Origin of the sequence: Nocardioides sp. 616 (genome assembly GCF_002930065.1) — a bacterium.
In the GTDB taxonomy this organism is placed as follows: Bacteria; Actinomycetota; Actinomycetes; order Propionibacteriales; family Nocardioidaceae; genus Nocardioides; species Nocardioides houyundeii.
Genome location: NZ_POAG01000011.1, coordinates 12,529 through 34,456, shown reverse-complemented (window position 1 = coordinate 34,456; position 21,928 = coordinate 12,529). Strand labels below are relative to the sequence as shown.

Sequence of the window (21,928 nt, the reverse complement as noted above, 5' to 3'; positions counted from 1 at the left end):
CGGGTCAGTTCTGCGGGACCCAGCAGGTCCCGTAGTGCTGACCGGCTCGCCACTGGGAGCGGGTCGGGCGCTCCTCGGCCCAGGTGTAGTCCAGCGGGTCGTCGGCGTACTCCTGCGCGGCCGCGGTGCAGGGAGCGTCCATCCGGGCCGTCATCTGCGGAGCCGGGGGATACCTGCGGCCCGGCAGGTCGACGGTCTGCACGGCGCGCCACGAGTGCCTCTGCCCGCACGGCACGCGGCGGAACCCCTTGGTGCCGGGAGCGGCCGTGGCGCACATCGCGAACCGCTCGCGCAGGTCGGGGTCGGCCAGCGCTCCGCGCAGGCCGATCCGCAGCGGCACCAGCGCGCCGCCGCGCCCGAGCACCACGACGTCGCACCGGAACCACCTGGCGCCCGCCTCGGCGTCCGGCAGCGTCGGGGTGAACCAGACGGCAGTGAGCATGCTGAGCCGCAGCTGGTCGCGCGACCCGGAGAGGAAGCCGGGCAACCGGGCGGGGCAGCGGCGCGCGGGCTGTCGCTGGACGGCGGGGGCGTCCACCCGGCGTGTGCGCCCGCGCTGCTTGAGGTCGAGGCGGCCGACGTGGAAGGTCTGGGCGGTGTGGCGGCGGCGGCAGGGCACTGGCTTGCGCGTGGTGGTGGGGGACAGGGCGTCGTCGAGGCGCAACCGGTAGCAGGCGCCCTGCCGGGGTGCTCGGGGCCGCTTCGCCGTGGGCGCTGTCTCGGAGCTGCTCGCTGAGGGACCCCCGGGCGCCTCGTCGCCGCCCGGGTCCTCGCCCGTGCAGGCGGAGAGTGCCAGGGCCAGTGCCAGTGCCGCCAGGACGCTTCTCATGAGGGCTCCTGCACGAGTGCGGCCAGCGTGGCGCCGAGCTCGTAGCCGGACTCCACCTCGGGCTCCCCGACCTCGCCCAGGACCTCCAGCACGCCGGCGGCCTGCCGCCAGGGCAGCGCGCCGGCGATGGCGAGCACCGACCTGGTCGCCCCCGTGGTGTCGTAGCGGCCGTGCACCCACAGGCCGAACGGCTTCCGTCCGCCGGCCCCCGGGCCGGCCGAGCCGTCCTCGCTGAGCGCCCCGCCGGCCTCGAGGAAGACGGTGTCGAAGAAGTGCTTCAGGGCGCCGCTCATGTAGCCGAAGTTCGCGGTGGTCCCGAGGAGGTAGCCGTCGGCGGACAGCACGTCCTGGGCGGTGGCGGTCAGCGCGCTGCGCACGACGACCTCGACGTCGCGGACCGCCGGATCAACCGTCCCCGCGGCGACGGCCTCGCTCAACCGAGCGGCGTTCGTGCTGGGCGAGTGGTGGACCACGAGCAGGCGAGGCATGGGTCGAGCCTACGGCGGCCCGGCACGGCCCCGGCGGCGGCGTGGCGGGCCGCGACCCCGACGAGCGAGTCAGCATCCGGACCCTACGGCTGCGCCGGGGGACGTCGCGGCGTAGGGTGAGGACGTCATGATGCGACGACTGCTCCTTCGCTGCCGCAACGAGGCCTGAACCCGCCGGCCCCCTCGTTGCGGAGTGTGCCGCGCGCCGGTCGCCCGTCAGCCCCCTGCGAGGAAGCCGCCATGACCAACCTGAGCAACAGCAGCAACCGTCAGTCTCACAGCGCGATGCCGTTCGCGCGCTACCAGCCGTTCGTGCCCGTCGACCTGCCCGACCGGACCTGGCCGACGAAGAAGATCACCGCCGCTCCCCGCTGGCTCTCCACCGACCTGCGTGACGGCAACCAGGCGCTGATCGACCCGATGACGCCGCCGCGCAAGATGGCGATGTTCGAGCTGCTCGTCGCCATGGGCTACAAGGAGATCGAGGTCGGCTTCCCCAGCGCGAGCCAGACCGACTTCGACTTCGTGCGCCAGCTCATCGAGACCGACCGGATCCCCGACGACGTACAGATCTCGGTGCTCACCCAGGCGCGCGAGGACCTGATCCAGCGCACCGTGCAGTCGCTGGTCGGCGCGGACCGGGCCACGGTGCACCTCTACAACGCGACCGCTCCGCTGTTCCAGCGGGTCGTCTTCGGCGTCACCCCCGACGAGTGCCGCAACATCGCCGTGCGGGGCACCGAGATGGTGATGAAGTACGCCGAGGAGTTCCTGGGCGACCTGGTCGGCACCGGCGACTTCGGCTACCAGTACAGCCCCGAGATCTTCACCCAGTCCGACACCGACTTCGCCCTCGACGTGTGCGAGGCCGTCTCCGACGTCTGGCAGCCGGAGGCCGGCCGCGAGATCATCCTCAACCTGCCCGCCACGGTGGAGATGTCGACCCCCAACACCTACGCCGACCAGATCGAGTACTTCGGCCGCGGTCTGACCCGGCGCGAGCACAGCGCCATCAGCCTGCACCCGCACAACGACCGGGGCACGGCGGTGGCCGCGACCGAGCTGGGCCTGATGGCTGGCGCCGACCGGGTCGAGGGATGCCTCTTCGGCCACGGCGAGCGCACCGGCAACGTCTGCCTGGTCACCCTCGGCATGAACCTGTTCAGCCAGGGGATCGACCCGCAGGTCAGCTTCGCCGACATCGACGAGGTACGCCGGACGGTCGAGTACTGCACGAACCTGCCGGTCCACCCCCGTCACCCCTACGCCGGCGACCTGGTCTACACGGCGTTCTCCGGGTCGCACCAGGACGCCATCAAGAAGGGGCTGGAGGACCTGGAGCGCCAGGCCGCCGAGCGCGGCGTACCGGTCGGCGAGATGCCGTGGGAGGCGCCGTACCTGCCGATCGACCCCAAGGACGTGGGTCGGACCTACGAAGCGGTCATCCGGGTCAACAGCCAGTCGGGCAAGGGCGGGGTGGCCTACATCCTGAAGTCCGAGCACAAGCTCGACCTGCCGCGCCGGGCGCAGATCGAGTTCAGCCGGGTCATCCAGGAGCGGACCGACGCCGAGGGCGGCGAGGTCACCCCCGAGGCCATCTGGTCGGTATTCCAGGCCGAGTACCTGCACCGCGAGGAGCCCCTGCGCCTGGACTCGGTGCACACCTCCTCGTCGGCGGGGGAGAAGGACCGGCTCAGCGTCAACGTCTTCGTCGACGGCACGTCGCGCACCCTGACCGGGGAGGGCAACGGCCCGATCGCGGCGTTCGTGGCGGCGATCAACGAGCTGGTCGCAGCCGAGCAGGAGGCGGGCAACCCGGCCTACCTGGACCGGGGCGACGTGCGGGTCCTGGACTACCACGAGCACGCGCTCTCCTCCGGCGGCGACGCCATCGCGGCGGCCTACGTCGAGTGCGCCGTCGGCGACCAGGTCCTGTGGGGCGTGGCCCTGGACCCGAACATCGTCACGGCGTCCCTCAAGGCCGTGGTCAGCGCCATCAACCGCGCCTGAGACCAGCGGGGTGTGTCCACCGCTAGACGGTGGACACATCCTTGCTGGGCACTCGCTGCAGTGGGATCCGGACCCGGACCGTGGTGCCCTGGAGGTGCTCGGACTCGATGTCGATGGCGCCCCGGTGCGCGGTCACCACGGCGTGCACCAGCGAGAGACCGAGGCCGGTGCCCTGGATGTGCCGGGCCTGGGAGGTGGAGCTGCGCCAGAACCGACCGAACAGGTTGGCCTGCTCCTCCCGGGGGATGCCGAGCCCGTCGTCGCGGACGACCAGGACCGCGTGATCGTCATCGGTGGTCAGGCAGCAGCTGATCCGACCGCCGTCCTCGGTGAACTTGACCGCGTTGCTGAGCAGGTTGAGCAGGGCGCGGTCCAGCTGGCCGGAGTCCCCCTCGACCAGCACGGGCACGTCGGGGACGGTGAAGGTGACCTCGAGTCGGCGTTGGCCGACGTACCCGGCGAACCGGCGCTGGATGCCGAGGACCACCTCGGCCAGGTCGGTGCTGGCATGGTCCCAGGTCAGCGCGTCGCTGGAGAGGCCGCTGAGGGCGAGCAGGTTGTCCACCAGGGTGATCAGCCGCTCACCGTTGCGGCTGATCGCGTCCAGGACCGGCACCTGCTGCTGGGTCAGGTCTCCGAAGTCCCCGTCCTGGAGCAGCTCGGTGTAGCCCACGATGCTGCTCACCGGGGTCCGCAGCTCGTGACTGACGGTGGAGACGAAGTCGTCCTTGGCCGAGTCGAGGTCCTTGAGCCGCTCGACCACCTGGCGCTCCTTGTCCAGGGCCTTCATGAGCATCTCCTGCATCTGCACCATCTCGGTGACGTCGCTGCCGACGCACAGGTAGCCGATCAACGCGCCCGCGTGGTCCCGGACCGACGTCAGGGTCATGGAGACCAGGCTGTGTCGGCCGTCGGCGTGGGCCCAGCGCCACTCCCGGGCGGGCTCGTCGACCAGGTGCTCCACCACCAGGTCGAAGGTGGGCGCCGCGGCGTGCCCGTCCGCCCAGCCGGCCAGATCCTCGGGGGCCAGCAGGTCGAGGAAGGCCGTGCCCACAGCCTCCTCCGGCTCCTGGCCGAGCAGGGTCCGAGCGCCTGAGTTGAACAGCGTGATGCAGCCGCGCAGGTCGACCCCGATCAGCGCCGTGGTCAGCGCCGCCTGCAGCAGGTGCCTCATCAGGCCGGAGGCGTGCCGCTCCGCGGTGATGTCCAGACCGGTCAGCACCAGGTGGCTGGCCCGGTCCGCCTGGTCGCGCACCACCCCGGTGGTCCACGCGATCCGGTGCTCGACACCCCTGGTGTCCCTGGCGGTGCTCTCGCTCGAGCGGGGGATGCCGGCCCCCTCGGAGTCCTGGAACATCCTCCTGACCCCCTCGCGCAGCGACGGCGGGACCATCACCTCCCACAGGGGATGCCCGACCAGGGCCTCGTTGCGGTGGCCCAGGATCTGGGTCACCGCCGGGTTGGCGCGCAGCACCGACCCGTCCATGTCGGTCACCAGGATCATGCAGGCGGTGGTGGCCAGCATCATCTCGCTGAGCTGCCGCTCCGCCTGGAGACCGGCCATCGCGTCCCGCTCGGCGGTCAGGTCCATCAGCTGCGCGCTGTACATCGACTCGCCGTCGCCGCCGGAGAGGCGGGCGATGCTCAGGGCCACGCGGCTCGTGGGACGGTGGGTCAGGCTGCCCTCGTCGCGCCAGGCGTCGAGCTCGCCACGCTTCATCCGGTCCGCGGCCAGGCCCAGGGGGAGGTCGGTGAGCACGAGGTCGGCCAGCGCGGAGCCCACGATCTCGGCGACGTCGCGGTCCAGCAGCTCCGCGGCCCGGTGGTTGGCATCGAAGACCTCCAGCCCGGCGCGGCCGTCCCTGAGCACCAGCATCGCGACCAGGGACTCGGCGAAGTTCGTCCGGAACAGGTTGCTGCTGGCTCGCAGCCGGTCGGTGAGCCGGACACCCTGCTCGACGTTGACCGCCAGGGGGACACAGATGAGCACCATGCAGACCAGGAAGACCTGCACCAGGGACGCCGCCTCCAGTCGCCCCGAGACGTCGTCTGAGAAGCCGACCGCGAAGGGGCCGTGCTTCAGGGCGGTCGAGGACGTGGCGACCACCGCCACGATCATCAGCTGCCAGGCGACGACCCGCAGTCCGAAGCGGAACGCCGCCCACACGACGAAGGGGAGTGGGACGAACGTCAGAGCCACCTGCTGGCCCAGCCAGAACGTGGCCAGCACCGCGAGGTTGAGGGAGGTGGCCTGGAGCACCAGCTCCCAGGTCAGGATCGGCAGCAGCGGGCGGCGCAGGCTCATCACCACCGGGGCCACGACCAGCATCGCCGCCACGTGGGAGGGGGTGAGGGTCAGCAGCAGGTCGCCGAACGTCGCGGTGCTCCCCACCCAGGGCAGCACCACGGCTCCCAGCAGGCCGCCCGCGCAGGCCGAGGCGGTCGCGGCCACGGTCAGCCGGAGCACGTCGCGTTGGGTCGCCATCACGGCGAGCCCGCCCTGCCGCAGTCGCAGGACGAGGCTGAACACCACCGCCTCGACCATGAGGACCAGGGAGAGGACCAGTGCGATGCCCCACGGCCTGTCGAAGAGCAGGTTGGCGCCGGCGTTGGCCACCCCGATGGCCGGCAGCACCCACCACCACCACGAGGGGCGGGAGACGGTGGCCAGCATGGTGGCGACCCCCGCGGCCGGCCACCACGTCACGAGCGCCGTCGTGCCGGGGGAGGCCACTCCCAGAGCGAAGCAACCTGCGGCAAAGACGAGAACGACCAGGAGCAGCACGGCCCAGACGTCCTCGACCTCGCGCACCCGAGTCGACATGGGTCGAAGTGTCTCAGGCCGGACGCCGAATCATGGCGAGAATGGGCAACGTGTCCCGCCGGGTCGCTAGATTGGGTGACCATGCTGGTCTCGGAGCGCATCGGGCAGTTCTTCCTCGACACCGGCGACCGACTGGAGTACACCGAGTTCGGGGCCGGTGAGCGCTTCGTGGTGCTGCTCCACCCGCAGCTGATGACCCGCAGGGTCCAGCAGCCCCTCGCCCGGACTTTGGCGTCGCAGGGCCTGCACGTTGTCACCCTGGACCTGCTGGGCCACGGCCGGTCCGATCGGCCGGCGGATCCGCCGGCCTACTCGGTGCCCGCCTTCGCCGCCCAGGTGCTGGCGCTGCTCGACCACCTGGGCGCCGAGCGGGCCGTGGTCGGCGGCACGTCCCTAGGGGCCAACGTGGCGCTCCAGGTGGCGGTGTCGGCCCCTGACCGGGTGCGTGGGCTGGTCGTGGAGATGCCGTTGCTGGACAACGCGCTGACCGTCGGGCTCCTGGCCGGTACCCCGCTCCTGCTCGCGGCGCGTTTCGCGCCCTTCACCGTCGCCGCGGTCCGCCGCGCGACCAGGGCGGTTCCTCGCGGGGTCGTCCCGTTCTGGGCCGGGGTGTGGCTGGACTCGTGCAACCAGCGCTCCGGACCGCTCGCCGCGGTCCTGCACGGGGTGCTCTTCGGGAGCCTCGCCCCCTCGGCCGAGCAGCGACGCAGCATCGGGGTCCCGGTGCTGGTCGTGGGACACGACGCGGATCCGCTGCATCCCGTGGCCGACGCGGAGATGCTGGCCGGCGAGCTGCCCCGCAGCCGGTTCGTCCGGGCGCGCAGCATCATGGAGTGGCGCCTGGCGCCGGAGCGGCTGGACGCGGAGGCCGTGCGGTTCGTGCTCGACGCCTGGGACGTGCGCCGGACACGCCCCCGGCGACGTGGAACTGCCCACTGAGCGAGGCACAATGGTGCGGTGTCCCTCTACCGCGACGAGGCGGTCGTGCTGCGCACCCACAAGCTGGGTGAGGCCGACCGCATCATCACCCTCCTGACCCGCCACCACGGCCGGGTCCGCGCGGTCGCCAAGGGCGTACGGCGTACCACCTCGCGCTGGGGCTCCCGGCTGGAGCCGTTCACCCATGTCGACCTGCAGTTGGCGCAGGGGCGCTCCCTCGACACGATCACCCAGGCCGAGACCCTCTCACCCTTCCGGTCCGGGCTGGGGTTGGACTACGACCGCTACACCGCCGGGACCGTGATGCTCGAGACCGCGGAGCGGCTGGTGATGGAGGAGAAGGAGCCGGCGGTGCAGCAGTTCCTGCTGCTCGTGGGCGGCCTGCGCGCCATGGTGGCCGGGGAGCACAGGGCGAGCCAGGTGCTCGACTCCTACCTGCTGCGGTCGCTGTCGGTGGCCGGGTACGCGCCCTCGTTCGACCACTGCGTGCGGTGTGGCACCGGTGGCCCGCACCGCTTCTTCAACCCCGCCGCCGGCGGGGTGCTGTGCACGCTGTGCCGGGTCCCGGGCTCGGCGGCGCCGGCGGCAGAGACGCTGCTGCTGCTCGGGGCGTTGCTGTCGGGGGACTGGGCGGTGGTCGACACCGCCGATCCCCGGCACCTCAAGGAGGCCAGCACGCTGGTCTCGGCCTACCTGGCCTGGCACCTGGAGCGCGGGCTCCGCTCTCTGGAGTACGTCGAGCGCTGAGCCGCGCGAGCACGCCTCAGGCCGAGCCGTAGCGGCGGTCGCGCCGGGCGTACTCCTCGACCGCGGCCCACAGGTGGGTGCGGTCGACGTCGGGCCAGAGCACGTCGGAGAAGACGAGCTCGCTGTAGGCCGACTGCCACGTCATGTAGTTGGACAGGCGCTGCTCGCCCGAGGTGCGCCAGATGAGGTCGGCCTCGGACCACTCGGGGACGTAGAGGTGCTTGGCGATCACCTTCTCGGTGATGCGGTCCGGCTTGATCCGGCCCTCCGCGACCTCGCGGGCGATGGCCCGCACCGCGTCGGCGATCTCGGCGCGACCGCCGTAGTTGACGCACATCGTCAGGGTCAGCACGTCGTTGTCCCGGGTCAGCTCCTCGGCGATCTTCAGCTCCTTGATCACCGAGGACCACAGGCGGGGAGCCCGGCCGCCCCACCGGACCCGGACGCCCAGCTCGTGCATCTCGTCGCGGCGCCGTCGGATCACGTCGCGGTTGAAGCCCATCAGGAAGCGGACCTCCTCGGGTGAGCGCGACCAGTTCTCGGTGGAGAAGGCATAGGCGGAGATCGCCTTGACGCCGATCTCGATCGCTCCCTCCACCACGTCGAAGAGGCTCGACTCGCCCTGCTCGTGGCCTCGGGTGCGGGGCAGCCCTCGCTCCTTGGCCCATCGTCCGTTGCCGTCCATCACGATCGCGACGTGCCGGGGCACCAGCTCCGACGGCAGGCGCGGGGGCTGGGCGCCGGAGGGGTGGGGGGTGGGGGGTCGAACCTCGCGCTTCACGAGCACCGAGCCTAGTGCGGGGCCGCTCTAGGTGGTGCGGCAACCGGGGCAGGTGCCGAAGATCTCCAGGTCGTGGCTGATGTCGGCGTACCCGTGCTCCGCGGCGATGGACTGGGTCCACCGCTCCACGGCCGGCCCCTCCACCTCGACGGTGGCGCCGCACGAGCGGCACACCAGGTGGTGGTGGTGCGTGGTGGAGCACCGCCGGTAGATCGCCTCGCCGTCCTCGTTGCGCAGGATGTCGACCACGCCCGCCTCGGCCAGCGCGGCGAGCGTGCGGTAGACGGTCGCCAGCCCGACGCGCTCCCCCTTGACCGCCAGCAGGTCGTGGATCTCCTGGGCGGAGCGGAAGTCGCGATAGCTGGCCAGGGCCTCGGTCACCGCGGTCCGCTGCCTGGTGGGCCGCAGGCCCGCCCCGGCCTCGCTCGGGGGCTCAGTGCTCGTCATAGTGACTCCCGTGGGGTGCGTGACGGTGCCCGTCGTGGACGTAGTCGACGTGGTCGCCGTGGGCGATCGCCCGGTGGCCGCACTCCTCGCCGTGGACGTGCGGGTGCGTGCTGCTGGGCACGTGGTCGGACGGTTGGTCCGCGGGGAAGGGGACACGGTCCCGCTCCCGACGGCGCAGAGCCGCGCCGACCGGCCAGGCGAGCGCGAAGCACAGCAGGCTGAGCAGCACGATGGTCGCGCCCGGGGCCACGTCGGCCTGGTACGACGCCACGGCGGCCACGACGAGGCCGCCGAGGGAGGCCGTCACCCCCAGGCCCATGCTGATCAGCAGCGTGGATCGGAAGGACCTGGTCAGCTGCTGGGCGGTGGCGACCGGGATCACCATCAGCGCCGAGACCAGCAGCAGCCCCACGGTGCGCATCGCCACGGTCACCGAGACGGCTGCGAGGACCGCGATCATCAGGTTGTAGGCCCGGACGTTGAGACCGGCCACCTGGGCGAACTCCTGGTCCTGGGTGATCGCGAACAGCTGGGGGCCCAGCCCCACGCACAGCACGATGACCGCCACGGCCAGCGCGACGGTGACCAGGACGTCGGTGACCGAGGTCGTGGTGATCGACCCGAACAGGTACTGCTGGAGCCCCGCGGTGGTCTCGCCGCCGAGCCCCGCCACGAAGATCCCGCCCGCGAGCCCGCCGTAGAAGAGCAGCGCCAGGGCCAGGTCGCCGTTGGTGTTGCCGCGCTCGCGGATCACCTCGATCGCGACGGCTCCCACCACCGCGGCGGCCACGGCGGTCCAGGTCGGGGCGAACCCCGTCACCAGGCCGATGGCCACCCCGGTCACGGCGACGTGGCCCAGGCCGTCGCCCATCAGTGCCATGCGGCGCTGCACCAGGTAGGTGCCCACCGCCGGCGCCGCGAGTCCGGTGAAGAACGCGGCCAGGAGAGCCCGCTGCATGAAGGGCAGCGAGAAGAGTGCTGCCAGGTCGCTGGTCACGTGCGCTCCTCGCGGTCGAAGGACCCGGTGTCCAGGGGGGAGGCGACGTGCGGGGCGTGGTCGTGCTGCCGGGCCGGCTGGTGGTGGTGGCCGTGCGCGCCGAGCTGGGCGTGCACCTCGTGCACCTCGTGGTCGTCCAGCGGGGGGCCGTCGTAGGAGACGCGACCGTCGCGCATCACCACGCTGCGGTCGATCAGCTCCGCCAGCGGACCGAGCTCGTGGGCCACCAGGATGATGGTGGCGCCGCGCTCGGAGAGGACGCGCAGAGCGTCGGCCAGCGCCTCCTGGTTGGGCAGGTCGACCCCGGCGGTCGGCTCGTCGAGGAAGAACAGCTCCGGCTGGCCCGCGAGGGCGCGGGCGATCAGGGCCCGCTGCTGCTGTCCCCCGGACAGGGTCGCGATCCCGGCTCCGGCGAGCTGTTCCAGGCCCACGACCTCGAGGGCGTCGGAGACGATCCGTCGGTCCTGCGAGGACAGCGGCCTGAAGAGCTTGCGGCGGGTGAGCCGGCCCGAGGCCACCAGCTCCCACACCGACGCCGGCACGCCCGAGGTGGCTCCCGAGCGCTGGGGCACGAACCCGATCCGGTGCCAGGCGGAGAACGACTCCAGCGGCTCGTCGAAGAGCGAGACCGAGCCGCTGGCGAGCGGGCGGAGTCCGGTCAGGGCTCGCACCAGCGTGGACTTGCCCGAGCCGTTGGCGCCCATCAGGGCGACGAACTCCCCGGGCTCCACGCGCAGGTCGACGCCGCGGATGACCGGGCGGCCGTCGATGCTGACCGCCACGTTGCGGGCCTCGACGGGGGCAACCCCCAGTGAGGGGTCCGGGTGAGGGGTCAACATCCGTTGGCCTTGCGCAGGACCCGGAGGTTGGCCTCCATCAGCGAGACGTAGTCCTCGTCGGCGGTGTCCTCGGTCAGGCCCTCGATCGGGTCGAGCACGTCGGTCCTCACCTGCAGGTCGTCGGCCAGCGAGTCGGCCATGGCCGAGCTGGCGAGTCGTTCTGAGAAGACGGTGGTGATCCCGTTGTCGCGGACCAGGCGCTGCAGGCGCTGCAGGTCGGCCGGGGTGGGCTCGGCGCCGGGGGAGAGCCCGGCGATGGGCTCGAACTCCAGCCCGTACCGGCGCAGGTAGCCGAAGGCGTCGTGGCTGACCACCACGGTGTCCCGCTCGCAGCGCGCGAGCCCGTCGGTGAACTCCTGGTCCAGCTCGGTGAGCCGCTCCCGCAGTGCGGCCGCGTTCTGCTGGTAGTCCTCGGCGTGCTCGGGGTCGAGGTCGGCGAGCTCGTCGGCGACCTCGTCCCCCAGGTCGGCCATCAGCAACGGGTCGTGCCAGAAGTGCGGGTCCAGGTCCCCGAGGTCGCCGTGGTCATGGCCCTCGTGCCCCTCCTGCGAGCCGTGCTCGTCCCCGTCGGCCCCGGCTGCCGGCTCGAGGTCGAGGACCTCGGCCACGTCGAGCACCGCCCCGGTCGCATTCTGCTCGACCCCGGCCTCCACGGGCGGCTGGAATCCCCCGGAGACGATGACGAGGTCGGCGCGGGCGATCGCGGCGGTCTTGGCGATGGTCAGCTCGCTGTCGTGGGGCTCCTGACCGGGCTTGGTGAGGTTGACGACCTCGGCGTGGTCGCCGGCCACCTGCTCGGCGACGTAGGCCAGCGGGTAGAAGCCCGCAGCCACGGTGATCCCCTCGGAGTCATCCGCCAGGGCGCCGCAGCCGGTGAGCGCCACGGCGGCGGTCAGCAGACCGATGGCCGGAGCGGTGCGCAGCGCAGAAAGCATGAGAACGATTCTCAAGCGGGTGAGAATCGTTGTCAAAACGGCGGCTGCCCTAGGCTCGGAGGGTGATCGTGGTCAGCAGGTTCCGAGTCGACCAGTCCGATGCCGAGGTCTTCCGGGTCGAGCTCCAGGCCGCCCTGGAGGCCCTGGCCGGCCAGCGGGGCCACCTGCACGGGGCGATCGGGTGCAACGTGGACGACCCCACTCTGTGGGTGCTGTCGACGGAGTGGAAGGACGTGGGCTCCTACCGGCGGGCCCTGTCGTCCTACGACGTCAAGATCACCGCCGTGCCGGTGCTGAGCCGTGCGATCGACGAACCCAGTGCCTACGAGCGCGTGGTCCCGGGTGCCGCCCTCAACGAGCAGCGAAGCCGGTCGATAGGCTGAGTGTTCCAGGCCGGTAGCCAGCCGGCCGTGCTGCACCAGGAGCCAACACCGTGGCCAAGCCGCCCGCATCAACTGTCGACAACGTCGTCTCCCTCGCCAAGCGACGGGGCTTTGTCTTTCCCTGCGGGGAGATCTACGGCGGGACCCGGTCGGCGTGGGACTACGGGCCGCTGGGCGTTGAGCTCAAGGACAACATCAAGCGCCAGTGGTGGAAGTCCATGGTCCAGAGCCGTGACGACATGGTCGGCATCGACTCCAGCGTGATCCTGCCGCGCCAGACCTGGGAGGCCAGCGGTCACGTCGACACCTTCAACGACCCGCTGACCGAGTGCCAGTCGTGCCACAAGCGCTACCGCGCGGACCACCTGCAGGAGGCGTACGCGGAGAAGAAGGGGATCGCCGACCCGGACGACGTGGACCTCAAGGAGGTCGCCTGTGCCAACTGCGGCACCCGCGGCGCCTGGACCGAGCCGCGCCAGTTCTCCGGGATGCTGAAGACCTACCTCGGCGTCACCGAGGACGAGTCGGGCATGCACTACCTGCGGCCCGAGACCGCCCAGGGCATCTTCCTCAACTTCGCCAACGTGGTCACCTCCAGCCGCATGAAGCCCCCGTTCGGCATCGCGCAGATCGGCAAGAGCTTCCGCAACGAGATCACTCCGGGCAACTTCATCTTCCGCACCCGGGAGTTCGAGCAGATGGAGATGGAGTTCTTCGTCAAGCCCGGTGAGGACGAGGAGTGGCACCAGTACTGGATCGACGAGCGCACCCGCTGGTACACCGACCTCGGCATCAACCCCGACAACCTGCGTCACTACGAGCACGCGCAGGAGAAGCTGAGCCACTACTCCAAGCGCACCGTCGACATCGAGTACAGGTTCCGGTTCGCCGGCTCCGAGTGGGGTGAGCTCGAGGGGATCGCCAACCGGACCGACTTCGACCTCTCCACCCACTCCAAGCACTCCGGCCATGACCTGAGCTACTTCGACCAGGCCGCGGGCGAGCGCTACATGCCGTACGTGATCGAGCCGGCCGCCGGGCTTTCCCGCAGCCTGATGACCTTCCTCGTCGACGGGTACGCCGAGGACGAGGCCCCCAACACCAAGGGCGGGGTGGACAAGCGCACCGTGCTCAGGCTCGACCCGCGCCTGGCCCCGATCAAGGTCGCGGTCCTGCCGCTCAGCCGCAACAGCGACCTCAGCCCCAAGGCGAAGGCGCTCTCGGCCGAGCTGCGCCGCAACTGGAACGTCGACTTCGACGACTCCGGTGCGATCGGCCGCCGCTACCGCCGGCAGGACGAGATCGGCACGCCGTACTGCGTGACGATCGACTTCGACACCCTCGAGGACGACGCCGTCACCGTGCGCGAGCGTGACTCCATGCACCAGGAGCGGATCAGCCTCGACGGGATCACCCGCTGGTTCGCCGAGCGCCTGGTGGGCTGCTGAGGCACGATTCGCGACGGCCGCCACGCTCCGGCGACAATGAGGGCATGTCTGTCCCGCAGCTGCCCACAGCGTTGGAGCTCGGCGGCCTCACGGTCGCCACGCCGGTGGTCCTCGCCCCGATGGCGGGCATCACCAATGCCGCCTACCGGCGACTCTGTGCCGAGCAGGGGGCGGGGCTCTACGTCTGCGAGATGATCACCTCCCGCGGCCTGGTGGAGCGCGACGAGACCACCCTGAAGATGCTGGTCTTCGACGAGCGGGAGACCGTCCGCTCGGTCCAGCTCTACGGCACCGACCCGAGGTACGTGGCGAAGGCCGCGGAGATCCTGTGCGCCGAGTACGGCGTGGCCCACGTCGACCTGAACTTCGGCTGCCCCGTGCCCAAGGTGACACGCAAGGGGGGCGGTGGCGCGCTGCCCTGGAAGCGGGGGCTGCTCGCGGAGATCCTCGAGGCCGCGGTGGCCGCCACCGCGCCGTACGGCGTGCCCGTGACGATCAAGACCCGCAAGGGCCTGGACGAGGACCACCTGACCTACCTGGACGCCGGCCGCATCGCCCAGGAGACCGGTGTCGCAGCCATCGCCCTGCACGGGCGCACCGTGGCGCAGGCCTACTCCGGTGAGGCGGACTGGGAGTCGATCGCCGAGCTCGTCGACCACGTGTCGATCCCGGTGCTGGGCAACGGGGACATCTGGGAGGCCGGCGACGCGGTGCGCATGGTCACCGAGACCGGTGCCGCCGGCGTGGTGGTGGGCCGGGGCTGCCTGGGGCGCCCCTGGCTGTTCCGTGACCTGGCGGCTGCCTTCTCGGGCGGACCGTCGTCGCCGGCGCTGCCGAGCCTGGGGGAGGTGCGGACCATGATGCGGCGCCACGCCGAGCTGCTCTGCGAGCACATGGGCGAGGAGCGGGGTTGCAAGGAGTTCCGCAAGCACGTCACCTGGTACCTCAAGGGCTTCCGGGCCGGCGGCTCGCTACGCCACTCGCTGGCCCTGGTGGACTCGCTGGCGGCGCTGGACCGGTTGCTGGAGGAGCTGGACGGCGACGAGCCGTTCCCGGAGTCGGCCCTGGGCACTCCGCGGGGACGCCAGGGATCCCCGCGGAGCCGGGTGGTCATCCCCGAGGGGTGGCTGGACGACGCGGACGGCCGAGGGATGCACGTGCGCGAGGACGCCCTCGAGGTCACCGGCGGCTGACCGACGGGGGTGATGATGCCCACGACGAAAAACGTGGCACGGATGCCTCGGCCCGGTCCGTCGTGTGCTTGACTCGTCGATCTCACCCCGAAGCACGATCTGCTGCACGGGTGCGACCGTGTCAGCAATCAGCGAAGGATCAGCGCTGTGGCAAATCATCGCCACAAGCGGGACGCCAGAGCCCGCACCATGCCCCGCAACATGTCCAGAGCCGCTCTCATCGCGGCGCCGGTCGCCGTCCTGGCGACAGTCTCAGCCGTCTCGTTCGGCGTCATCACCCAGAGTCCGGAGCCCACCCGCGAGCTGCTCGCGCACACCGTGGTTCCGGCGGCGGACGCCACTCCCGTGCGTGCGCCGTCGGTCAGCCGGTCCAAGGCCCGCGTGGCTGCGGCGAAGAAGGAGAAGGTCAAGGACCGCAAGGCTGACAAGGCCGGGCTCGCACGCAAGGCCAGCGAGGCCAGCCAGGCGCGCAAGGCCGGGCTGGCCCGACAGGCCGCTCGGGAGCTCGAGCAGGAGGCGGAGGCGACTCGGATCGCACTGCGGCAGGCCGACACCCGGCTCTGGGCCACCGAGGACCTCAACATCTGGACCGGGCCGAGCGCCGACGCTGACCAGGTCGGTGTGCTGGAGGCAGGCGAGCGAGTGCTGGTGACAGGACGCAAGAGCGCCGAGCGCCAGGAGATCGTGCTCGACGGCAGGTCCCGGTGGGTCACCGCGGGCTACCTCGACGATGAGAAGCCGGTCGCCGGCATCGGCGGCGCCTGCACCAACGGCAGCTCGGTGCCCAGCGGCGTGGACCCCAACGTGACGAAGGTGCACCAGGCGGTGTGCGCGGCCTTCCCGGACGTGACCTCGTACGGCACCTTCCGCAACGACGGTGAGCACGGCCAGGGCCGGGCGGTGGACATCATGATCAGCGGTGAGCGCGGGTGGGAGATCGCGGAGTTCGTGCGGGCGAACTACGTCGCGCTCGGTGTGGAGTACCTCATCTACGCGCAGAAGATCTGGTCCGTCGAGCGCGGCGGCGAGGGCTGGCGTGGGATGTCGGACCGCGGTTCCACCACGGCCAACCACTACGACCACGTGCACGTCACGGTCTACTGAGCCTGGCCGGGCCGGTGTCGGGGGCACCCGGTAGCCTCCGATGACGATGGAGCACCTTTACGACGACTCCGCGCGTGAGCGCCTCGTCCCCGAGCCACCCAAGCGTGTCGACGCTCCCGTGCGGATGGCCTTCGAACGCGACCGGGCGCGCGTGGTGCACGCCGCCTCGTCCCGCCGGCTGGCGGCCAAGACGCAGGTGATGGGGCCGCAGGCCGACGACTTCGTGCGCAACCGGCTCACCCACAGCCTCGAGGTCGCCCAGGTCGCACGCGACCTGGCCCGGGCCCTGGGCTGTCACCCCGACATCGTGGAGACCGCCGCGCTCGCCCACGACCTCGGCCACCCGCCGTTCGGCCACAACGGCGAACGGGTGCTGGCCGAGCAGAGCCAGGAGTGCGGCGGGTTCGAGGGCAACGCCCAGACCCTGCGGCTGCTCACCCGGCTCGAGGCGAAGACCTTCGACGCGACGGGGCGCAGCGTCGGGCTCAACCTGACCCGGGCCACCCTGGACGCCTGCACCAAGTACCCATGGCCCCGGGCGTCGGCCCAGCCGCCTCACGGGGTGCACGGCGACGGGACTCCGCGGGTGGTGGTGAAGTTCGGGGTCTACGACGACGACCGCGAGGTCTTCGACTGGATGCGCGCCGGGGCCCGGGGCACCGCGCAGTGCCTGGAGGCTCAGGTGATGGACCTCGCCGACGACGTGGCGTACTCGGTGCACGACGTGGAGGACGGCGTGGTGGCGGACCGGGTGGACCTCACGCGCCTGGACCGCTCGGCGCTGTGGGAGACGGTCCGGGAGTGGTACCTGCCCGGCATGCCCGACGACCGGCTCGACCGGGTGCTCAACGACCTGCAGGCGCAGGACAGCTGGCCCCGGACGCCGTACGCTCACGGGCGTCGTGACCTGGCGGCCCTGAAGAACCTCACCAGTGACCTGATCGGTCGCTTCTGCGGAAGCGTGCAGCAGGCGACCTTCGACTCGGGCCCGGGCCCGTTCGTCCGCTACCGAGGAACCCTGGTGGTGCCGGAGCAGACCCGGCTGGAGATCGCGGTCCTCAAGGGCATCGCCGCGCACTACGTGATGAGCGCGGACGACCGCGTCGCGATGATGGCCCGCCAGCGTGAGCTGCTCGCCGAGCTGGTCGAGGCGATGTGGCAGCGCGGCCCAGAATCCCTCGACGCGCCCTTCGCGCAGGACTGGGAGGACGCCGAGGACGACAACGGGAGACGGCGCGTGGTCATCGACCAGGTTGCTTCCCTGACCGACGCCAGCGCCGTCTCCCGTCATGCCGCAGTGGTCACGGCCCGCTGAGGGGCCAGCGACTCACCTCTGCACGCTCAGGGCAACGTGCCCTGGGGGTAGGGGTTGTCCTGGAGAGCGACGTTCTCTGGGTTGAGCTGGGTCTCCAGTCCGTCCTTCTCGTCCTTGTGGCCCCCGGGCTTGACCTTCTCGGCCGCCGCGCCGGCCGCGCCGGCCAGCTTCTCCTTGACCACCGGGGCCTTGTCCTTGGCCGCGTCGGCCGCCTGCTGGGCGGTCGCCTGGACCTTGGGGTTCTGGCGAACCTTGTTGAACCCACTGCGGATCTGCTCGTAGCGCTCACGACCAGCCTTGGCGCCCAGCACGTATCCGGCCCCCATCGCCAGTAGCAGAGTTGACTTCCTCATCTGACATCACCTTTCGTCCGTGCCTTGTCGTGGTCTGAGATCTGTGTGGTTGGTGTCTCGGTGGCCTCGTCCTGGGCCGGGTCCATGCCGGACTCGAGACGGATCTTGCGGCCCTCGTCGATCTGCTTCTGCTCCTTGTCCGCGGACTTGTCCACGTTGCGGCTGTCGCGCAGCGGCAGCTGCAGCTCGACCTCGGCAGGGACCCCTGCCTCGAGCTCGCGGCCGCGCTCCAGCTCGGCGTCGATCTCGGCGCCCAGGAGCAGCGCCAGGTTGGTGATCCACAGGAAGAGCAGGGCCACGATGACGCCGGCGAGCGAGCCGTAGGTCTTGTTGTAGCTGGCGAAGTTGGCGACGTAGAACGTGAAGCCCACCGAGGCGACCACTCCGGTCAGCAGCGCCACGATGGCGCCCGGCGAGAGCCACTTGATCTTGGGGTGCTTCACGTTGGGGGTGAAGTAGTAGAGCATCGCCACGATGACCATCACCACGATCGCCAGCACCGGCCACTTCGCGATGTTCCACACCGTGACCGCGGTGCTGCCCAGTCCGATGACGTCCCCGATGGAACGTGCCAGGCCGCCGGAGACCACCAGCATGACGAGCACCAGGGCCATCAGGACGAGCAGCACCAGGGTCAGCAGGAGCATCTGGGGGCGGAGCTTCCAGATGGGTCGACCCTCTTCGACCTCGTAGATCCGGTTCATCGCCCGGGAGAAGGCGCCGACGTAGCCGGACGCGGTCCACAGGGCTCCGGCCAGACCCACGAGCAGGGCGATCCCGGCGCCTTGGGAGTTGGCAAGGTCCCGCAGGGTGGGCTCGATGTTGCCCAGCATGTCGTCGGAGACCAGGGGAGCCAGCACCTCCAGCAGGGTGTCGACCGATTCCTCGGCCTGGCCGACGACGCCCAGCATCGCGGTCAGGGCGACCGCGGCGGGCAGGATGGAGAGCACGGCGTAGTAGGTCAGGGCCGCGGCCAGATCGGTGCACTGGTCCTGGGAGAACTCCCGCACCGCCCGCTTCACGACGTACTTCAGGGAGCGCTTGTCGAGCCGTTCCATGCTCATCAGCGCCGGCTCCGCCACCATGCGATGGCCATGACAGCCACCACGACGGCGCCCACGGCGGCCAGCGGGACGGGCTGGACCCGCTCCTTGAACTGCCGCTTGACGTCCAGCTTGGTCCCCAGCTCGTCGAGGGTCTGGGCCAGGGCCTGTCGCTGTCGCTCGATATCGGCCTCGATGTCGGCCGGGTCCTTGTGGTCAGACACGGTGGTGGCCTCCCTTGACGGTGTCGATGTCTTCCTTGATGCCTTCCATGGCCTTCTCCGGCTTGACCGGGGTGGCCGCGCTCACCTTGGACTTGCCGGCCAGGCCGACTCCTGCCGCGGCGGCGAAGAGGACCGCCGCCACGATCAGGGCGGAGGCCCAGGTGGGCAGGACCAGGGCGAGCGCCGCGATGCAGGCGGTGATCACGGCCGCGAGGCCGAAGAACGCGAGCAGACCGGCGGCGCTGAACATGCCGATGCCCAGGCCGGCCCGTTTGCCCTTCTCCGTCATCTCGGCCTGTGCGAGCCGGAGCTCGGAGCGGATCAGGTCCGGCACCTGCTGGGTGAGGTCGTGGACCAGGCCCCCCACCGTGGGTTCGTCGTGGTTCCCGCCCGGGCCGGGACCGGCCGGGGGAGGTGTTTGCGGAGCGCTCATGGCCTCCCTGTGCCCTGCACCCCCCCGAGGCAAACCCGCTCCGGCTGCGGGCACAGGGATCGGCTCCGGGCACGATCCTGCTGGCGGCACCGTAGACTTAGCGCGTGGCAGGCCGCATCCGTGAGGACGACATCGCAGCGGTGCGCGAGAAGGCTCGCATCGACGAGGTGATCTCCTCCTACGTCACCCTGCGCAAGGCCGGTGGCGGCGCGCTGAAGGGGCTCTGCCCTTTCCACGACGAGAAGTCCCCCTCCTTCCACGTCACGCCCTCTCGGGGGTTCTTCCACTGCTTCGGCTGCCAGGAGGGCGGCGACGTCATCAGCTTCCTGATGAAGATCGACGGCCTCGGCTTCTCCGAGGTGGTGGAGCAGCTCGCCGACAAGTACGGCGTACAGCTGCGGCGCGAGGAGGGTGACGCCCCGCTGCAGCGCCCCAGAGGGCCTCAGCGGAGCCGGCTGATCGAGGCGCACAAGGTGGCCCAGGAGTTCTACGCCGACCAGCTCTCCCACCCCGACGCCATCGTGGCCCGCCAGTTCCTGTCCACCCGCGGCTTCGACCAGTCCGCGGCTGAGACGTTCGGCGTCGGCTTCGCCCCCCGCGACGGCGAGGCCTTGACCCGACTGCTGCGCCAGCGCGGGTTCACCGAGGAGGAGATGACCACCGCCGGCCTGGTGGCGGTCGGGCGGTCGGCCTACGACCGGTTCCGCGGCAGGCTGCTGTGGCCGATCCGCGAGGCGAACGGGGACACCATCGGGTTCGGGGCACGCCGGATCTTCGACGACGACCGGATCGACGCCAAGTACCTCAACACCTCCGAGACCCCGATCTACAAGAAGAGCCACGTGCTCTACGGCCTCGACCTGGCCCGCCGCGAGATCGCGCGCAGCTCCCAGGCGGTCGTGGTGGAGGGCTACACCGACGTGATGGCCGCCCACCTGGCCGGCGTCGGCACCGCCGTCGCCACCTGCGGCACGGCCTTCGGCGACGACCACGCCCGGGTGCTCCGCCGGTTCCTGCACGACCACGAGGAGTTCCGGGGCGAGGTGATCTTCACCTTCGACGGCGACGAGGCCGGGCAGAAGGCGGCCCTGCGGGCGTTCGGCGGGGACCAGAACTTCGTCTCCCAGACCTACGTCGCGGTGGAGCCCTCGGGCCTCGACCCGTGCGACCTGCGCATCCAGCAGGGCGACGCGGCCGTGCGGGAGCTGATCGCGCGGCGTCAGCCGCTGTACCGGTTCGTCCTGGGCAACGTGGCCAGCAAGTACGACCTGGACCGGGCCGACGGCCGGATCGACGCCCTGCGCGAGGCGGCCAAGCTGGTGGCCAGCGTGCGGGACAAGTCCAAGGTCGACGCGTTCGCGCGCGAGCTCTCGGCCATGATCGGCGTCGACGTCGATGAGGCCCGCACCGAGGTGCGCCGCGCCGCCGCGCGGGGCCGACCCGACGACAGGTCGGCTCGGCCGCAGCGAGGCCGCACGGACGGACAGGACCACCGGGGTGAGCAGGGCAGCGCCCCCGCCGGGCCGCCCCGACGCGAGCTGCCGGACCTGAGGGACCCCCGCTTCTCCATCGAGCGGGAGACGCTCAAGCTGGTGATCCAGCATCCCGAGACGGTCGGGCGAAGCGCGTCGGGCCTGGCGTCGGAGGACTTCAGCCACCCGACGTACCGGCACGTGTGGGAGGCGATCGTCGCGGCCGGGGGAGTGGCCCAGGGGGCCGCCGACCCCGGCTGGGCCGCGCGGGTGCGCAACGGGGTGTCGAACCCGATCATCTCCTCGGCGATCAGCGAGCTCGGCGTTGAGCCGGTGAGGTCCTCGGGCGAGCCGGGGGAGAGCTACGTCAACGCTCACGTGTACCGGTTGCGCGAGCTCACGGCCCTGCGCCGGATCGGCGAGCTCAAGTCGCGGCTCCAGCGCACCAACCCGGTCGACCAGGCCAGTGACTACAACAAGATGTTCGGGGAGCTGGTGGCGCTGGAGCAGCACCGCCGCGACCTGAGGGACAAGGCGGTGGGGGCATGAGGATGACCGCGCGCCGCGAGCGGCCGCCCGTAGCCCTGGTCGTGGCACCGGGCGAGCGGGTGCTGGCCTGGTGCGAGGCCGAGGACGGCACGGTGCTGGCAGGCACCAGGGATGCCGTCTACCTGGCGGCCCCCGAGCCGGCCCGGGACACGGTCCGGGTCCCGTGGGAGCAGGTGGAGGCCGCCGACTGGGACCTGGAGACCTCCACGTTCAGGCTCAGCGAGGTGGGTCAGTGGGGCCAGCCGCGGCCCGTGCACGTGCTGGTCCTGCCAGACCCCCGTCGCGTGCTCGAGCTGGTGCGGGAGCGCGTGACGGCGAGCATCGTGCTGCAGCGCCACGTGTCGCTCGGGCGGGGCCGGGGGGTCAGGGTGATCGCGCGCCGCGGCGCCACCGGCGCGAGGGAGCTGTCGTGGTTCGTGGAGTACGACGAGGGCACCGACCCCAGCGACCCGGTGGTCCGGGAGGCAGCCCGGACGGCCATCGCCGCTGCCCGCAACGAGGTCGGGCACAGCTGAGCCGCCCTGTTGAGGCGACCCGATTAGCCCGCCCAGCGCGACAGTTGCTAATCTTCTCTC

22 protein-coding genes are annotated in these 21,928 nt (G+C 71.2%); 10 read left to right on the top strand and 12 right to left on the bottom strand.

From position 1 onward, the window contains the following. Positions 1-4: 4 nt before the first annotated feature. Both C5H89_RS04010 and C5H89_RS04005 read right to left on the bottom strand, forming a co-directional pair. Positions 5-829, bottom strand: a complete 825-nt coding sequence (locus tag C5H89_RS04010; protein WP_104105804.1) for a septum formation family protein — start codon at positions 827-829, stop codon at positions 5-7. Then, on the bottom strand, positions 826-1,317 hold the full coding sequence (locus C5H89_RS04005) for a flavodoxin (protein WP_104105803.1): 492 nt from the start codon (positions 1,315-1,317) through the stop codon (positions 826-828). Before C5H89_RS04005 ends, C5H89_RS04010 begins: the two co-directional genes overlap by 4 nt. A gap of 240 nt (positions 1,318-1,557) precedes the next feature. On the opposite strand from C5H89_RS04005, the gene leuA reads away from it, so the two are divergent. Beyond that, complete coding sequence (gene leuA / locus C5H89_RS04000) at positions 1,558-3,327, top strand: 2-isopropylmalate synthase (protein WP_104105802.1); 1,770 nt, start codon at positions 1,558-1,560, stop codon at positions 3,325-3,327. A gap of 22 nt (positions 3,328-3,349) precedes the next feature. Here leuA and C5H89_RS03995 read toward each other — a convergent pair whose 3' ends face one another. Beyond that, a complete protein-coding gene (locus tag C5H89_RS03995) occupies positions 3,350-6,151 on the bottom strand; it encodes an ATP-binding protein (protein ID WP_104105801.1) in 2,802 nt (933 codons plus the stop codon). An 81-nt stretch (positions 6,152-6,232) separates the two neighbouring features. On the opposite strand from C5H89_RS03995, the gene C5H89_RS03990 reads away from it, so the two are divergent. Next, complete coding sequence (locus C5H89_RS03990) at positions 6,233-7,090, top strand: alpha/beta hydrolase (RefSeq protein ID WP_104105882.1); 858 nt, start codon at positions 6,233-6,235, stop codon at positions 7,088-7,090. A gap of 18 nt (positions 7,091-7,108) precedes the next feature. After that, positions 7,109-7,837 carry a DNA repair protein RecO gene (gene recO / locus C5H89_RS03985; protein ID WP_101524840.1) on the top strand — a complete coding sequence of 243 codons (729 nt, stop codon included), beginning with the start codon at positions 7,109-7,111 and terminating at the stop codon, positions 7,835-7,837. A 16-nt stretch (positions 7,838-7,853) separates the two neighbouring features. On the opposite strand, the gene C5H89_RS03980 is transcribed toward recO, so the two are convergent. The 5 genes from C5H89_RS03980 to C5H89_RS03960 are packed head-to-tail and all read right to left on the bottom strand — an operon-like array spanning position 7,854 to position 11,836. Then, on the bottom strand, positions 7,854-8,618 hold the full coding sequence (locus C5H89_RS03980) for an isoprenyl transferase (protein ID WP_101526215.1): 765 nt from the start codon (positions 8,616-8,618) through the stop codon (positions 7,854-7,856). 27 nt (positions 8,619-8,645) lie between these two features. Beyond that, positions 8,646-9,065 carry a Fur family transcriptional regulator gene (locus C5H89_RS03975; protein ID WP_104105800.1) on the bottom strand — a complete coding sequence of 140 codons (420 nt, stop codon included), beginning with the start codon at positions 9,063-9,065 and terminating at the stop codon, positions 8,646-8,648. Continuing rightward, positions 9,052-10,062: a metal ABC transporter permease gene (locus C5H89_RS03970; RefSeq protein WP_345840636.1), complete on the bottom strand. Its 1,011-nt coding sequence runs from the start codon at positions 10,060-10,062 to the stop codon at positions 9,052-9,054. Before C5H89_RS03970 ends, C5H89_RS03975 begins: the two co-directional genes overlap by 14 nt. Continuing rightward, entirely contained in the window at positions 10,059-10,901 is an 843-nt protein-coding gene (locus C5H89_RS03965) for a metal ABC transporter ATP-binding protein (protein WP_104105799.1), read from the bottom strand. Before C5H89_RS03965 ends, C5H89_RS03970 begins: the two co-directional genes overlap by 4 nt. After that, on the bottom strand, positions 10,895-11,836 hold the full coding sequence (locus C5H89_RS03960) for a metal ABC transporter substrate-binding protein (protein WP_104105798.1): 942 nt from the start codon (positions 11,834-11,836) through the stop codon (positions 10,895-10,897). The genes C5H89_RS03965 and C5H89_RS03960 overlap by 7 nt, the downstream gene beginning before the upstream one ends. Before the next feature lie 62 nt (positions 11,837-11,898). Between C5H89_RS03960 and C5H89_RS03955 the strand changes: the two genes are divergently transcribed. The 5 genes from C5H89_RS03955 to C5H89_RS03935 all read left to right on the top strand — a co-directional run bounded on the left by C5H89_RS03955 (position 11,899) and on the right by C5H89_RS03935 (position 17,279). Beyond that, positions 11,899-12,219, top strand: coding sequence for an antibiotic biosynthesis monooxygenase family protein (locus C5H89_RS03955; RefSeq protein ID WP_104105797.1), 321 nt, complete (start codon positions 11,899-11,901; stop codon positions 12,217-12,219). A gap of 50 nt (positions 12,220-12,269) precedes the next feature. After that, positions 12,270-13,667, top strand: a complete 1,398-nt coding sequence (locus tag C5H89_RS03950; RefSeq protein ID WP_104105796.1) for a glycine--tRNA ligase — start codon at positions 12,270-12,272, stop codon at positions 13,665-13,667. Between the two features lie 44 nt (positions 13,668-13,711). Next, entirely contained in the window at positions 13,712-14,860 is a 1,149-nt protein-coding gene (dusB, locus tag C5H89_RS03945; protein WP_104105795.1) for a tRNA dihydrouridine synthase DusB, read from the top strand. A gap of 201 nt (positions 14,861-15,061) precedes the next feature. Continuing rightward, the gene (locus tag C5H89_RS03940; RefSeq protein WP_162799201.1) at positions 15,062-15,964 is read left to right on the top strand and encodes an SH3 domain-containing protein; all 903 of its coding nucleotides are present in this window, start codon (positions 15,062-15,064) and stop codon (positions 15,962-15,964) included. A gap of 40 nt (positions 15,965-16,004) precedes the next feature. Then, positions 16,005-17,279, top strand: coding sequence for a deoxyguanosinetriphosphate triphosphohydrolase (locus C5H89_RS03935; RefSeq protein WP_345840635.1), 1,275 nt, complete (start codon positions 16,005-16,007; stop codon positions 17,277-17,279). A gap of 26 nt (positions 17,280-17,305) precedes the next feature. Here C5H89_RS03935 and C5H89_RS03930 read toward each other — a convergent pair whose 3' ends face one another. From C5H89_RS03930 to C5H89_RS03915, 4 genes are read right to left on the bottom strand one after another with little or no spacing between them, the layout of a single operon-like run. After that, the gene (locus C5H89_RS03930; protein WP_162799191.1) at positions 17,306-17,632 is read right to left on the bottom strand and encodes a YtxH domain-containing protein; all 327 of its coding nucleotides are present in this window, start codon (positions 17,630-17,632) and stop codon (positions 17,306-17,308) included. Then, the gene (locus tag C5H89_RS03925; protein WP_162799200.1) at positions 17,629-18,696 is read right to left on the bottom strand and encodes a YihY/virulence factor BrkB family protein; all 1,068 of its coding nucleotides are present in this window, start codon (positions 18,694-18,696) and stop codon (positions 17,629-17,631) included. The genes C5H89_RS03930 and C5H89_RS03925 overlap by 4 nt, the downstream gene beginning before the upstream one ends. After that, the gene (locus C5H89_RS03920; RefSeq protein ID WP_104105790.1) at positions 18,696-18,899 is read right to left on the bottom strand and encodes a DUF3618 domain-containing protein; all 204 of its coding nucleotides are present in this window, start codon (positions 18,897-18,899) and stop codon (positions 18,696-18,698) included. Before C5H89_RS03920 ends, C5H89_RS03925 begins: the two co-directional genes overlap by 1 nt. Next, positions 18,892-19,332, bottom strand: a complete 441-nt coding sequence (locus C5H89_RS03915) for a phage holin family protein (protein WP_104105789.1) — start codon at positions 19,330-19,332, stop codon at positions 18,892-18,894. The genes C5H89_RS03920 and C5H89_RS03915 overlap by 8 nt, the downstream gene beginning before the upstream one ends. Before the next feature lie 104 nt (positions 19,333-19,436). Here C5H89_RS03915 and dnaG point away from each other — a divergent pair, with 104 nt between their 5' ends. Beyond that, positions 19,437-21,353, top strand: coding sequence for a DNA primase (gene dnaG, locus C5H89_RS03910; RefSeq protein ID WP_104105788.1), 1,917 nt, complete (start codon positions 19,437-19,439; stop codon positions 21,351-21,353). Beyond that, positions 21,350-21,868: a hypothetical protein gene (locus tag C5H89_RS03905; RefSeq protein ID WP_162799199.1), complete on the top strand. Its 519-nt coding sequence runs from the start codon at positions 21,350-21,352 to the stop codon at positions 21,866-21,868. Before dnaG ends, C5H89_RS03905 begins: the two co-directional genes overlap by 4 nt. Positions 21,869-21,928: the final 60 nt, after the last annotated feature.

Bases quoted from the DNA above. Each gene is read 5' to 3' on its own strand.
- C5H89_RS04010 (WP_104105804.1), bottom strand. From the start codon at position 829: ATGAGAAGCGTCCTGGCGGCACTGGCACTGGCCCTGGCACTCTCCGCC.
- C5H89_RS04005 (WP_104105803.1), bottom strand. From the start codon at position 1,317: ATGCCTCGCCTGCTCGTGGTCCACCACTCGCCCAGCACGAACGCCGCT.
- leuA (WP_104105802.1), top strand. From the start codon at position 1,558: ATGACCAACCTGAGCAACAGCAGCAACCGTCAGTCTCACAGCGCGATG.
- C5H89_RS03995 (WP_104105801.1), bottom strand. From the start codon at position 6,151: ATGTCGACTCGGGTGCGCGAGGTCGAGGACGTCTGGGCCGTGCTGCTC.
- C5H89_RS03990 (WP_104105882.1), top strand. From the start codon at position 6,233: ATGCTGGTCTCGGAGCGCATCGGGCAGTTCTTCCTCGACACCGGCGAC.
- C5H89_RS03975 (WP_104105800.1), bottom strand. From the start codon at position 9,065: ATGACGAGCACTGAGCCCCCGAGCGAGGCCGGGGCGGGCCTGCGGCCC.
- C5H89_RS03965 (WP_104105799.1), bottom strand. From the start codon at position 10,901: ATGTTGACCCCTCACCCGGACCCCTCACTGGGGGTTGCCCCCGTCGAG.
- C5H89_RS03960 (WP_104105798.1), bottom strand. From the start codon at position 11,836: ATGCTTTCTGCGCTGCGCACCGCTCCGGCCATCGGTCTGCTGACCGCC.
- dusB (WP_104105795.1), top strand. From the start codon at position 13,712: ATGTCTGTCCCGCAGCTGCCCACAGCGTTGGAGCTCGGCGGCCTCACG.
- C5H89_RS03940 (WP_162799201.1), top strand. From the start codon at position 15,062: ATGTCCAGAGCCGCTCTCATCGCGGCGCCGGTCGCCGTCCTGGCGACA.
- C5H89_RS03935 (WP_345840635.1), top strand. From the start codon at position 16,005: ATGACGATGGAGCACCTTTACGACGACTCCGCGCGTGAGCGCCTCGTC.
- C5H89_RS03930 (WP_162799191.1), bottom strand. From the start codon at position 17,632: ATGAGGAAGTCAACTCTGCTACTGGCGATGGGGGCCGGATACGTGCTG.
- C5H89_RS03925 (WP_162799200.1), bottom strand. From the start codon at position 18,696: ATGAGCATGGAACGGCTCGACAAGCGCTCCCTGAAGTACGTCGTGAAG.
- C5H89_RS03915 (WP_104105789.1), bottom strand. From the start codon at position 19,332: ATGAGCGCTCCGCAAACACCTCCCCCGGCCGGTCCCGGCCCGGGCGGG.
- C5H89_RS03905 (WP_162799199.1), top strand. From the start codon at position 21,350: ATGAGGATGACCGCGCGCCGCGAGCGGCCGCCCGTAGCCCTGGTCGTG.